This is a genomic window from Acidobacteriota bacterium (assembly GCA_035471785.1).
Classification (GTDB): domain Bacteria; phylum Acidobacteriota; class UBA6911; order RPQK01; family DATIPO01; genus JANQFM01.
The window spans coordinates 74763-86616 of record DATIPQ010000146.1; the positions used below are offsets into that span (position 1 = coordinate 74763).

General features: G+C 62.0%; 13 protein-coding genes and 1 tRNA gene. 4 read left to right on the plus strand and 10 right to left on the minus strand.

The annotated features are described in order from the left end of the window. Positions 1-12: 12 nt before the first annotated feature. The 10 genes from VLU25_21120 to VLU25_21165 form a co-directional block, all read right to left on the minus strand. Positions 13-513 carry a DUF2911 domain-containing protein gene (locus VLU25_21120; protein HSR70445.1) on the minus strand — a complete coding sequence of 167 codons (501 nt, stop codon included), beginning with the start codon at positions 511-513 and terminating at the stop codon, positions 13-15. A 214-nt stretch (positions 514-727) separates the two neighbouring features. After that, positions 728-1633 carry a TIGR01777 family oxidoreductase gene (locus tag VLU25_21125; protein HSR70446.1) on the minus strand — a complete coding sequence of 302 codons (906 nt, stop codon included), beginning with the start codon at positions 1631-1633 and terminating at the stop codon, positions 728-730. 191 nt (positions 1634-1824) lie between these two features. Then, a tRNA-Gln gene (locus VLU25_21130) sits at positions 1825-1898 on the minus strand. Between the two features lie 60 nt (positions 1899-1958). After that, positions 1959-2366, minus strand: coding sequence for an ATP synthase F1 subunit epsilon (atpC, locus tag VLU25_21135; protein ID HSR70447.1), 408 nt, complete (start codon positions 2364-2366; stop codon positions 1959-1961). Between the two features lie 108 nt (positions 2367-2474). Further along, complete coding sequence (atpD, locus tag VLU25_21140; GenBank protein ID HSR70448.1) at positions 2475-3902, minus strand: F0F1 ATP synthase subunit beta; 1428 nt, start codon at positions 3900-3902, stop codon at positions 2475-2477. Between the two features lie 11 nt (positions 3903-3913). Then, complete coding sequence (gene atpG / locus VLU25_21145; protein ID HSR70449.1) at positions 3914-4786, minus strand: ATP synthase F1 subunit gamma; 873 nt, start codon at positions 4784-4786, stop codon at positions 3914-3916. Between the two features lie 12 nt (positions 4787-4798). Then, positions 4799-6331 carry a F0F1 ATP synthase subunit alpha gene (atpA, locus tag VLU25_21150; protein HSR70450.1) on the minus strand — a complete coding sequence of 511 codons (1533 nt, stop codon included), beginning with the start codon at positions 6329-6331 and terminating at the stop codon, positions 4799-4801. Positions 6332-6354: 23 nt separating this feature from the next. Beyond that, a complete protein-coding gene (gene atpH, locus VLU25_21155) occupies positions 6355-6897 on the minus strand; it encodes an ATP synthase F1 subunit delta (GenBank protein ID HSR70451.1) in 543 nt (180 codons plus the stop codon). Between the two features lie 13 nt (positions 6898-6910). After that, entirely contained in the window at positions 6911-7501 is a 591-nt protein-coding gene (locus VLU25_21160; GenBank protein HSR70452.1) for an ATP synthase F0 subunit B, read from the minus strand. A 76-nt stretch (positions 7502-7577) separates the two neighbouring features. After that, positions 7578-8003 (minus strand): hypothetical protein, encoded by a 426-nt coding sequence (locus VLU25_21165; GenBank protein HSR70453.1) that lies wholly within the window; start codon positions 8001-8003, stop codon positions 7578-7580. Between the two features lie 278 nt (positions 8004-8281). Between VLU25_21165 and VLU25_21170 the strand changes: the two genes are divergently transcribed. The 4 genes from VLU25_21170 to VLU25_21185 all read left to right on the plus strand — a co-directional run. Further along, entirely contained in the window at positions 8282-8749 is a 468-nt protein-coding gene (locus tag VLU25_21170) for a hypothetical protein (GenBank protein HSR70454.1), read from the plus strand. 36 nt (positions 8750-8785) lie between these two features. Beyond that, entirely contained in the window at positions 8786-10168 is a 1383-nt protein-coding gene (locus VLU25_21175) for an L-serine ammonia-lyase (GenBank protein HSR70455.1), read from the plus strand. Between the two features lie 6 nt (positions 10169-10174). Beyond that, the gene (queG, locus tag VLU25_21180) at positions 10175-11209 is read left to right on the plus strand and encodes a tRNA epoxyqueuosine(34) reductase QueG (protein HSR70456.1); all 1035 of its coding nucleotides are present in this window, start codon (positions 10175-10177) and stop codon (positions 11207-11209) included. Between the two features lie 65 nt (positions 11210-11274). Then, positions 11275-11854, plus strand: a 580-nt coding sequence (locus VLU25_21185) for a GH25 family lysozyme (GenBank protein ID HSR70457.1), incomplete at its 3' end; no start/stop codon positions are given.

The window sequence follows — 11854 nt, forward strand, 5'->3', positions numbered from 1 at the left end:
GCAGCCGCGGGACTAGGGGGCGCTGAAGCCGGCGGTCAGTTTCAGCATGTCCCAGGTGCATACGATGGCGCCTAGCCTTCCGTCCGTTTCGATTTCGATGGTGAACTGTTCCACCTTCTCGTCGGTCGAGCCTGTCTCGAAGGGGACCACCGCCACGTCGCTCGCGCCTCCGTCATACCATCCGGGATTGGAACTCAGGATCAATTCCCACTGACCGTTTTCCGCCAAGCGGGCCCAGAGGCGGTAGCTGCCGGGCTCGACCCGGGCATCACCGAACATCAACGGAGTCTCGGTGCGCAACATGGTTGCGCTGTTCATTCCCATGCGCCACACCTGGCCGGGCTGCATTTGACCCAGCATGTCGCGTCCCGCCAGTGAGGGCCGTCCATAATCGATGCTGATCTGTTTGCCGTCAATGTCGGCTTCGGCAGTGTCCCGCTGAGCCAATGCCGCAGGCGCTGCCAGCAGTGACATCAGAGCAATTGTCAGGACGCCCAAGAAAACTCTTCTCATTATCTCCTCCCGAGAATCAGGGATCTTCATTTGCTTTTCCGAGCCCCGCCGCGACGCGGCGCTCTCGCCTATAAACGTCAAAGCCGGCTTGATGGTTTCGGCAATCGGTTCGTTCATCTAGAAATTGCCTCTCGGCGGTATGAGGCTGCTTGGGCCTTAACCGCGGTCACTGAAAACTTGACACGTGCGTGAACTTGTTGGCCACCTAGTGGCCCTAGAGCAGGTCGCGCAGCGCCTTCTCCAATCGCGGATGCTGGAACTCGAAGCCCGTCCGCTGCAGGACCCCCGGTTCCACCCGCTGCCCTTGCAGCAGCATCTGCTCGGCCATTTCGCCCAAAACCAGACGCAAGATAAAAGCGGGGGCGGGCAGAAATGCCGGACGCCTCAAGACCTTGGCCAGGGTGCGCGTGAACTCCTTGTTGCTGACCGGATTCGGCGCAACCAGGTTGACGGGGCCATGAACCTCTTCCTTGTTGAAGCAATGAAGAATGGCGCGCACCTGGTCTTCAAGGTGAATCCACGACATGTACTGACGCCCGTTGCCCAGCCGGCCGCCCAATCCCAGCTTGAAGGGAGTCAGCATCTTCCCGAGAGCGCCTCCCGAAGCATCCAGGACGATCCCGCTGCGCAGAAGAACCAACCGCATCCCGGCCTCCGCGGCGGGCAGCGCTTCCTCTTCCCAACGGACGCCGACCCCGGCCAGAAAGCCCTTTCCCGCCGGTGAACTCTCATCCACCGTCTCGTCCTGCGTGTTCCCGTAAAATCCCACGGCCGAAGCGGACAGCAGCAGCCGGGGCTTGGGCTCGCAGGCCAGCAGGCCATGGACCAGATTGCGGGTGCCGAAGACGCGGCTGTCGTGGATGGCCTCTTTGCGCTGCTTGGTCCAGCGTTCGGCGATGCTCTCGCCGGCCAGGTGAACGGCGGCCTCGGCTCCCTGCAGAAGCCGTGCGGGAGGCGGCTCGGAAACCGCGTCCCAGGAAATGATCTCCGAGTCGGGAAAGATCTCTGCGGTCTTGGCGGCGCTGCGGGAGAGGATGATCAGTTCATGACCGTCATCCAGAAGCCGGCGGCACAGAGGCTTGCCGATCATCCCCGTAGCGCCCGTGACAACAATCTTCATAACGCTTGTCTCCCCCTCCGAGGCGCCTCCTAGTATGACGCAACACCCGGACACGCGCCAAGATGCAGATGTCGCAAAGGGAAAGCGAGGAGGGAAATGCGAGGTGCGATATTCGAAGTGCGAATGGATTGGTGAGGGAAAAGGCAGGGGCGTCAGTTCGTCATTCGAACCTTGCAACTCGAACTTCGAACTGGCTGGGGGACAGGGTATCGAACCCCGATCTCATGGTCCAGAGCCACGCGTGTTGCCATTACACCATCCCCCAGCACGGGCTCTCTCCGAAGCCGCTCATTATAACAAAACCTCCACGCCTGCTGCTGTTCGATTAGCTGTGCTGGGCGGCTTCCAGGCGGGCTTCGGCGTGTTTGAGCATTTGCAAGGCTTGGCGGTAGTCGGTTTCGGGGTCCTTGGAGGCCAGCAGTTCCTGGGCCCGCGACTTGTCTTTGCGGGCCTTCTCGACGTCGATGTCCTGGGGTAGGGCCGCTTCTTCGCACAGCACCGACACCTGGTCAGGCAGCACTTCCACGAATCCCCAGCCGCTGTAGAGACGGGTAGTGCGGGTGCCCTCGCTGTAGGTGATCACGCCCGTTTTGAGCTCCGAGAGAAGGGGAGCGTGCCCCGGCAGGATGCCCAGGTAGCCCTCCGCGCCGGGGACGCTGACGTTCTCGACCTCGCCGCTGAAGAAGAGGCGCTTGGGCGTGACGATTTCCAGACGTATTTTGTTGTCGGCCATGACTTGTTTCGCTCGGGTTGGCGACCGTTTCCTCTGTTCCAGGCTGGTTGGGGCGGCCCTCCTTCGCCAAGGCTATGGAGGGTCTAACCCCCGGGGCTGCCCGGCAGGTTAGGCAGCCTCCTCTGACTTCTTCATCTCCTCGGCCTTCTCCAGCACGTCGTCGATGCCGCCCGCCATGTAAAAGGCCTGTTCGGGGACGTCGTCGTGCTTGCCTTCGCAGACCTCCCTGAAGCTGCGGACGGTTTCCTCGATGGGCACGTAGTTGCCCTCCAGTCCGGTGAACTGCTCGGCCACGAAGAAGGGCTGGGAGAGGAACTTCTCGATCTTGCGGGCCCGGGCCACCGTTAGCTTGTCGTCTTCGGAAAGCTCGTCGATTCCCAGAATGGCAATGATGTCCTGCAGGTCCTTGTAGCGCTGCAGGATGCTCTGCACCTGGCGGGCCGTGTTGTAGTGCTCTTCGCCTACCACTCCGGGGTCGAGGATGCGGCTGGTGGAGGCCAGCGGGTCGACGGCCGGGTAGATGCCCTTCTCGGTCAGTGAGCGCTCCAGCGCAGTGGTGGCGTCCAAGTGGGCGAAGGTGGTGGCGGGAGCCGGATCGGTATAGTCGTCGGCGGGCACGTAAATGGCCTGAATGGAGGTGATGGAGCCTTTCTTGGTGGTGGTGATGCGCTCCTGCAGTTCGCCCATTTCGGTGGCCAGGTTGGGCTGGTATCCCACGGCGGAAGGCATGCGGCCGAGCAGGGCCGACACTTCCGACCCGGCCTGGGTAAAGCGGAAGATGTTGTCGATGAACAGCAGCACGTCCTGGCCCTCTTCCTCGCGGAAGTACTCGGCCACGGTGAGTCCGGTCAGCGCCACCCGCAGGCGGGCTCCTGGAGGCTCGGTCATCTGGCCGTAGATCAGCGAGGCCTTGTCGAGCACGCCTGATTCCTGCATCTCCAGCAACAGGTCGTTGCCCTCGCGGGTGCGTTCGCCCACGCCGGCAAACACCGAGTAGCCGCCGTGCTTGGTGGCCACGCGGTTGATCAGCTCCATGATGATGACGGTCTTGCCCACGCCGGCGCCGCCGAAGAGTCCGATCTTGCCTCCCCGGGGGAAGGGCTGAATAAGGTCGATGACCTTGATGCCGGTCTCCAGCATCTCGGTGTCGGTGCTCTGGTCGACCAACTCGGGCGCGGCGCGGTGGATCGGCCAGTTGTTCTCGGCTTCCACGGGACCTTTTTCGTCCACCGGCTGGCCCAACACGTTGAGGACGCGTCCCAGAGTGGCTTTGCCGACGGGAACCGAGATGGGCTGCCCCGTGTCGATGGCCTTCATGCCGCGCACCATTCCATCGGTAGGCGCCATGGCAACGCACTTGACTACGCCTTCTCCCAGGTGCTGGGCGACTTCCAGCGTGACGTCGATGGGAATCTCGGTGTCGAATCCTTCCGAGGTAACGTGGATGGCGTTGTAGATCTTGGGGACGTGCCCGGCTTGGAAGACCACGTCCACCACGGGTCCCATGATTTGAAGAACCTTTCCTACTTGCGGCATTTTGAAAACTCCTATTCTTGCTCCAGCGCCTCGGCGCCGCTGACGATTTCGATAATCTCGGTGGTGATGGAGGCCTGACGGATGCGGTTGGCTTTCAAGGTGAGGTCGTCGATGACCTCCTTGGCGTTGCGTGTCGCCGAATCCATGGCCGTCATGCGGGCTCCGTGCTCGGCCGCCTCCGATTCCAGCATGGCCCTGAAAATCTGGGTTTCAACGTGCTTGGGCAAGAGGCGGTCGAGGACCACGTCGGGAGGCTGCTCCCAGATGTATCCTGTACCCCGCTGCTCCTCCTGGCCCTCCAGCCGCTGAATGGGAAGCAGCGGCTCGATGACGATTTCCTGCTGGATGACCGACTTGAACTCGTTGTAGACCAGGTAGACGGAATCGAGCTTGCTGTCGCCGTAGTAGTCGATGAGCGTGCGCGCGATCTGCTGCGCGTACTCGAAGTCGACCTGGCTCATGATGTTGACGTACTGGTGTTTGACGGGCCAGGTGCGGCGTTTGAACCAATCCACGCCCTTGCGTCCCACCAGCGTCAGGCTGATGCTCTCGTTGAGCTGTTCGCTTTCGATGTAGCGTGCGGCGGCCCGGATGATGTTGGTATTGAAGGCTCCGCACAGTCCCTTGTCTGAGGTGATCACCACCAGCATCGTGCGGTCGCCCTCGCGCTGCTCCAACAGGGGGTGGGGAGCGCCTTCCAGGCGGGCGGCCACCGAGTTCAAGACCTGCAGCATGCGCTTGGCGTAGGGCCGGGCATCCTCGATCCGCTGCTGAGCCCGCTTCAGCTTGGAAGCAGAGACGAACTTCATGGCGCGGGTGATCTGGCGGATGTTTTTGACCGAGCGGACGCGCCGCCGCAGGTCGATGAGATTTCCAGCAGGCATTCGCTGCTCCTTCTAAGCCGCCGGGGCGGCTTGCTTTTCCTCTTGGTAGCGGGTCTTGTAATCCTGCACGGCCGACTTGAGGCGTCCCATCAGATCGTCGTCCAGCTTCTTCTTCTCTTCGATCTCGTTGAGCAGGGCGGATTGGGTGCTCTCGAAGAACTGGTGCATGCCGGCCTCGAATTCGACCACCTCGTCCACCGGGATGTCGTCCAGAAAGCCGTTGGTGGCCGAGTAGATGATGGCGATCTGCTGAGAGACGCGCAGCGGCTGGTACTGAGGCTGCTTGAGGATCTCGGTCAGCCGCTGCCCACGCGCCAACTGGCGCTGGGTGGCCTTGTCGAGATCCGAGCCGAACTGGGCGAAGGCGGCCAGTTCGCGGTACTGGGAAAGCTCCAGACGCAGTTTCCCGGCTACCTGCTTCATGGCCTTGATCTGAGCGGCGCCCCCCACGCGGCTGACGGAAAGTCCGGCGTTGACCGCCGGGCGGGTGCCGGCATTGAAGAGGTCGCTCTCAAGATAGATCTGGCCGTCGGTAATGGAGATGACGTTGGTGGGGATATAAGCCGAAACGTCGCCGGCCTGGGTCTCGATGACGGGCAAGGCGGTCAGGCTTCCTCCACCGTTCTCGTCGTTGAGCTTGGCGGCCCGCTCCAGCAGCCGGCTGTGAAGGTAGAAGACGTCTCCGGGGAAGGCCTCGCGGCCGGGGGGACGGCGCAGCAGCAGCGAGACTTCGCGGTAGGCGGCGGCGTGCTTGGAGAGGTCGTCATAGATGATAAGCACGTGCTGTCCCCGGTCGCGGAAGTACTCGCCCATGGTGCAGCCGGCATAAGGAGCCAGGTACTGCATGGTGGCCGGATCGGAAGAAGCCGCCGAAACCACCACGCAGCGGTCCATCATGTCGTTGTCTTCCAGGGTCTTGACCACGCGGGCGATGGTGGAGCGCTTCTGTCCGATGGCCACGTAGATGGAGATGACATCGCTGTTCTTCTGATTGAGGATGGTGTCGATGGCGATGGCCGTCTTTCCGGTCTGGCGGTCGCCGATGATCAACTCGCGTTGTCCGCGTCCGATGGGGATCATGGAGTCGATGGCCTTGATTCCGGTCTGAAGAGGCTCGGCCACCGGCTTGCGGGCGATGATTCCGGGGGCGATTTTTTCCACCGGCTGATTCTCGGAGCTCTCGATGGGCCCCTTGCCGTCCTGGGGACGGCCCAGCGAGTCCACCACGCGTCCCAGCATGGCCTGGCCGACCGGCACGCTCATGATCTTCTTGGTGCGCCGCACTTCGTCGCCTTCCTGAATCTCGTGGAATTCGCCGAAGAGAATGGTGCCTACGTTGGTCTCTTCCAGATTGAAGGCCAAGCCGTACACGTCATGCGGGAACTCGAGGAGTTCCAGGGCCATCACCTTGTCCAGGCCGTGGACGCGGGCGATGCCGTCGCCGGCCGAAATGACCGTTCCCACTTCGCTGACCTGGACGTCGGAGTCGAAGTCCTTGATCTGCTCCCTGATGATGCGACTGATTTCGTCTGCTTTAATCGCCATCTTGCGCTCCTGTTATTGCACTGTCAGCGGCTGCTCAACCGCCGTCCGATCTCGTTCAACTGGCTGCGCACCGATCCGTCCAGGACGGTCGAGCCGACCTGAACCTTGATGCCGCCGATAAGGGATTCGTCAATGTGATAGTCGAAGGTCATTCGTGAGCCCATGATCTCGGGCACTTCCTTTTCCAAACGCGAACGCAGGGCCGGCTCCAGCCGGTGCACGGAAAAAACGTCGGCCCGCTGAATGCCTTTGCGGCGGTCCAACTCGTGCCGGTAAGCCTCGACGACCTGGCCGAGTCGCTCAAAGCGAGCGTTTTGAATCAAAGTCAACAGCAGGTTGACGGTGGTCTTGGAAAGGCCCGCGGCGGCGGCAACCCGGTCCACGATCTTGCGCTTGACCGAGAAAGGCAGGGTAGGATTGAGCAACACTTCACTCAGTTCCGAGCCCTCGGGCGCCATGCTTTGAAAGTCCTTAAGTTGAGACAACACCTGGTCTTCGACACCGGCCTCGACGGTCACATCGGCCAGCGCTTTGGCGTAGGTCAGAGCCGTACTGGAAATCATCATGGCGTCTTGATCCTCAGTTTGCGTCGCCAGGAGTGCGGGTCTGGGCCAGCCGCACGAAGAAACGGTCTGCGAGTTCGGCCTCGTCCTTCTCCGTCATCGATTCGCGAATGCGTTCTTCAGCCATCTCCAGAGCCAACTGCGAAGCATAGTCCTTCAGTTCGGCCCGCGCCTGACGCTTGAGGTTTCCGATCTCGCGCTCGGCGGCGGCCACGATGCGCTCGCCGTCGGCCCGAGCTTCCTGCAACAGGCGCCGGCGTTCGGCGGCGGCCTCCTGGCGGGCCTGCTGACGGATGTTCTCCACCTCCTCATCCAGCGCCTTCATCTTCTGCTCCACTTCGGCCAGTTTCTCTTCGGCTTGACGGCGGGCCTCGGCGGCTTCCTCGATCTCGTTCCGGATGGCCTGGCGCCGTCCGGCGAAATACTGTCCCAGCGGCTTGCGCAGCCAGATGACCAGGGGGACGACGACCAGCAGCAGGTTGACCCAGCGTCCGGCCGTCGCCCACCAGCCCCAGCCTTCGCCGCCGGCAGCCAGGGCGGGGGCGGGAAGGGCCAGCAGGACGAGCACCAGGAGGCCTGTAAAGGCGGAGATTCGGTGTTTCTTCATGACGGTCTTGTCTCGTGCGATTGGCGGAAAGGTGGCGGGGCGTGCCCGCAGTTTCCGGGCGGAAGCAACCTGTCCTTCAGGCGCTCTTCTTGAGCACCCGCGAGGCAATCATCCGGGAAAGTTCCTCCACCTCGCCTTTGAGGTTTTCCTTGGAGGCCGAAACCTCCTCCTGAATCTCCCTGCGGGCCTCCTCGCGCATTTCCTCGGCCTTGGAGCGGGCCTCGGAAACCTGCGCCTGACGCTCCTTGAGGGCCTCCTGACGGGCTTCTTCCGCTTTCTTGTATCCCCGCTGACGCTCTTCCCTCATGCGGCCTTCGTACTCTTCATAGGACTCCTGGTAGCGCTGCAAAATCTCCTGCGCGCTCTGTTTGAGTCCGGAAGTTTTGGCTTGCCGTTCTTCCATGACCTGGAAGAGCGGCTTAAAGAGCAAGGCGTTGAGCGTGAGAACGGTCAGCAGAAAAACCCCCACCGCCGGGATGAGAGTCCAATCTATGTCTAACATCTGCTGCTACTCCAGCGTCTCAAATAAAGGGTAACTTCTAGCACGAAGGGCGACGGCAGGTCAAGGCGGCGGCAGCCCCAAACAAGCCTGCTCCGCCGGGCCCGCAGGCCCCTTGCCGGAAACCCGTATCCGGGTAAGTGAAATGTCCCGGGCGGGCCTTTTTTGCCAATGGTGCCGAGTGATTGCTAAAATAAGCCGCTTATGCACCGGCCTCGGCCAGGAGACAGAAGCCCGCCACAGGCGTCCCGGCCGCGGCAACGCGAGGAGACAGCAAGCCAATGTTTTCGAAGAAGAAGAAGAAAGAAGACACCAGCCCCAAAGTGACCGAAACCTTTCCGGCGGTTCCCAACAGGGTTCTGCACGTCGGATTGACCCTCTATAAAGATGAAGCCTGCCGCCAGCCCTACGAGAGGGGCACGGGAATCATCATCGAACCGTTGGATCCTGAAGACCAGTTGTTCGAACTCGATGTCATGCCCACCACGCTCGACTACCAGCCAGGGCAGTACGTTCAGTTTCAGACCAACCACCACAAGATGTGGAATGCCGCCTGGTTCCATAACCCCATCACCGATAGAGTGGAGCAGGCCTGGAAGGTGGCTGCCGCCGAGTTCGTGGGTCCTCTCATCAAGCCGGAGACCCTGCAATCGCACAAAGACGAACTGGGTGAACTGGAACGCCGAATGGATGAGCGGTTCAAGGACCAACGTCCCTCGCTGGGACGCCAGGCGGCAAGAGTCAACTGAGCCGTTGAGGCAGGAAAACGACGCCGGGAGGCGACCGTGGCCATCAGCCTATTCGATCTCTTCACCATTGGCATCGGCCCCTCCAGTTCTCATACCGTCGGCCCCATGCGGGCCGCTAAACGCTTTCTGGAGCGGCTCGAGTCGGAAGGCCTGATGGAAAAAACCCGTCGGGTCAAGGCCGATCTCTATGGTTCGCTGGCCTTTACGGGTAAAGGACACGGCACGGACAAGGCCGTCATCATGGGTCTGGAAGGCGAGACTCCGGAAGGCGTCGACCCCTACGCCATGCCGGCGCGCCTGGAGGAAATCGAGTCCCGGCGGCGCATCCGCCTGCTGGGACGCCACCAGATTCCCTTCAGGCAAGAGACCGACATCGTCTTCAACCGCCGCCAGAAGCTGCCGCTGCATTCCAACGGCATGCGCTTCGCGGCTTGGGATGCCGACGAAAACAAGATCTACGAACGCATTTACTACTCTATCGGCGGCGGATTCGTGGTCAATCAGGACGAGGCCGGACGCGACGAACTGGTGCCCGACCACACCGAACAGCCCTTCCCATTCACCAGCGGAGAGGACTTGCTGCGGCTGTGCCGGGACAATGGCATGGACGTCCACCAGATCATGCTGGAAAACGAGAAGGTGTGGCGCAGCCAGGAGGAAGTGGAGGCGGGCATTCAGAGGATCTGGAAGGCCATGCTCGACTGCATCGAGCACGGCTGCAAGACGGAGGGCGTGCTTCCCGGCGGACTCAAGGTGGTGCGGCGAGCTCCCGAGTTCTACCGCAAGCTGAAGAAAGCCGAGGACGAAAGCGGTCCCGATCCCCTGGCCGTCATGGACTGGGTCAACCTGTTCGCCTTGGCCGTCAACGAAGAGAACGCCGCCGGGGGCCGGGTGGTCACGGCGCCCACCAACGGAGCGGCCGGCATCATCCCCGCCGTGGCTTCCTATTACATGTGTCTGCGGGGGAGCGGAGGCAACGACGAGGGACTGATGCGCTTCTTTCTCACCGCCGGGGCCATCGGCATTCTCTACAAGGAAAACGCCTCCATCTCGGGAGCCGAGGTGGGCTGTCAGGGCGAGGTGGGGACTGCCTGCTCGATGGCGGCTGGAGGACTGGCCGCGGCACTGGGAGGCACTCCGCGCCAGGTGGAAAACGCCGCCGAAATCGCCATGGAGCACAACCTGGGCTTGACCTGCGACCCGGTGGGAGGACTGGTGCAGATCCCCTGCATCGAACGCAATGCCATCGGCTCGGTCAAGGCCATCAACGCGGCCCGAATGGCCATGCTGGGGGACGGCAACAACAAAGTCTCCCTCGACAAGGTCATCAAAACCATGCGCCAGACCGGTGCCGACATGAAAACCAAGTACAAGGAAACCTCGCGCGGCGGACTGGCCATCAACGTTATCGAATGCTGAGTTGAAGTGGGCAACCTAACGGCGCAAATCCGACGAGAAGCGGCCCAGCTCGGTTTCGACGCTGTCGGCTGCGCCCCCGTCCATCAGGTGCCTCAAGAACGCCTGAGAGAATGGTTGCGGCGCGGCTATCAGGGCCAGATGGGCTACATGCAGCGCAACACCGAAAAACGCCTCGACCCTTCGCTCATCCTTCCGGGAGCCCGTTCGGTGCTCTCCTTGGGACTCAACTATCGGCACGATTACCCTCTGCCCTACGATCAGCCGGGCCAAGCCGTCATCTCACGCTATGCCTCGGGGGACGACTATCATGAGGTGCTTTGGGACCTGCTGCCACGCCTGCTGGAGGCCATCCAAAGACTCGAGCCGGCAGCCCGCGGACGCTACTATGTCGACACCGGACCCGTGATGGACAAGCACTGGGCCGTGCGGTCCGGCCTGGGCTGGCTGGGCAAGCACACCAACGTCCTCTCGCGCCAGGCCGGTTCCTGGTTCTTTCTGGGGGAGATCATCCTCAACCTCGAACTCGACTACGATCAGCCGCCCGTCGACCATTGCGGAAGCTGCCGGGCCTGCCTGGAGGCCTGTCCCACCGACGCCATCGTGGAAGAATACCTGGTGGACGCCCGCCGCTGCATCTCCTACCTGACCATCGAGCTGCGCGAGGACATTCCCCAAGAGCTGCGTCCGCGGATGGGCAACCTGGTCTTCGGATGCGACATCTGCCAGGACGTTTGTCCCTGGAACTCCAAGGCGCCCCTCTCCGGGGTGGAGGCTTTCGCGCCCCGTCCCGAGAACCGAGCGCCCGATCTCAAGCAGCTCTCCCGCCTCACTCCCGAGGAATTCTCCAGGCGCTTTCGCAGGAGTCCGGTCAAGCGGGCCAAGTGGAGAGGCTTCATGCGCAACGTGGCCGTGGCCATGGGCAACTCAGGAGATGCCTCCATGCTCGAAGACCTGGACAGGCTGGCCTGCTGCGGCGACCCTATGGTGGAGCGGCACGCCCGCTGGGCCATAGCCAGGCTTCAAGGGGCTGGAGCGGACTGAGAAGCATTGCGCCGTCATGTTCCAATCGCCTACAATCGGCAGATCCTGAGAGTAGGAGTCAGACTATGTTTCAATGCCGTAAGATTCTAGCCGCTCTTGTCTTTGCCTTGGCCCTGCCGGCTTGCAGCCAGTCGTCCACCGCCTCCCGGCAGCAAGGTGAGGCGCCTGGACAGGAGAAGCCGCAGGTCGACGTGACCGAGATGGCCGCCAAGCTGCATACCGGCGTCGACGTTTCCCACCACAGCGGGGCCATCGACTGGAAGCAGGTGGCGGCCCAAGGACACGGCTTCGCCATCGCCAAGGCCACCGAAGGCGTCGACCTCAAGGACAGCACCTTCGACGCTCACTGGAAGGAGATCAAGGAAGCCGGACTGCTCAGGGGCGCCTACCACTTCTATGTCACCGAAGATCCTCCCCATGAACAGGCCAGTTTTTTCATCGAGAACGTCCAACTGGAGCGGGGCGACCTTGCGCCCATCGTCGATATCGAGCTGATCGGGCATAACACCACGCTGGAAGGGCTTGCCCAACGGCTCAAGACTTTTGTCGAACTCCTGGAGGGCCATTACGGCATCAAGCCCATCATCTACACCTCCCCCAATTTCTGGGACAAGTACTTCGCGGAAATCAACTTCGGCGACTACC

Excerpts from the sequence above, each read along its gene's own strand:
- VLU25_21120 (HSR70445.1), bottom strand. The coding sequence starts at position 513 with ATGAGAAGAGTTTTCTTGGGCGTCCTGACAATTGCTCTGATGTCACTG.
- VLU25_21170 (HSR70454.1), top strand. The coding sequence starts at position 8,282 with ATGTTTTCGAAGAAGAAGAAGAAAGAAGACACCAGCCCCAAAGTGACC.
- VLU25_21125 (HSR70446.1), bottom strand. The coding sequence starts at position 1,633 with ATGAAGATTGTTGTCACGGGCGCTACGGGGATGATCGGCAAGCCTCTG.
- atpH (HSR70451.1), bottom strand. The coding sequence starts at position 6,897 with ATGATGATTTCCAGTACGGCTCTGACCTACGCCAAAGCGCTGGCCGAT.
- atpG (HSR70449.1), bottom strand. The coding sequence starts at position 4,786 with ATGCCTGCTGGAAATCTCATCGACCTGCGGCGGCGCGTCCGCTCGGTC.
- atpC (HSR70447.1), bottom strand. The coding sequence starts at position 2,366 with ATGGCCGACAACAAAATACGTCTGGAAATCGTCACGCCCAAGCGCCTC.
- atpD (HSR70448.1), bottom strand. The coding sequence starts at position 3,902 with ATGCCGCAAGTAGGAAAGGTTCTTCAAATCATGGGACCCGTGGTGGAC.
- atpA (HSR70450.1), bottom strand. The coding sequence starts at position 6,331 with ATGGCGATTAAAGCAGACGAAATCAGTCGCATCATCAGGGAGCAGATC.
- VLU25_21165 (HSR70453.1), bottom strand. The coding sequence starts at position 8,003 with ATGTTAGACATAGATTGGACTCTCATCCCGGCGGTGGGGGTTTTTCTG.
- VLU25_21160 (HSR70452.1), bottom strand. The coding sequence starts at position 7,501 with ATGAAGAAACACCGAATCTCCGCCTTTACAGGCCTCCTGGTGCTCGTC.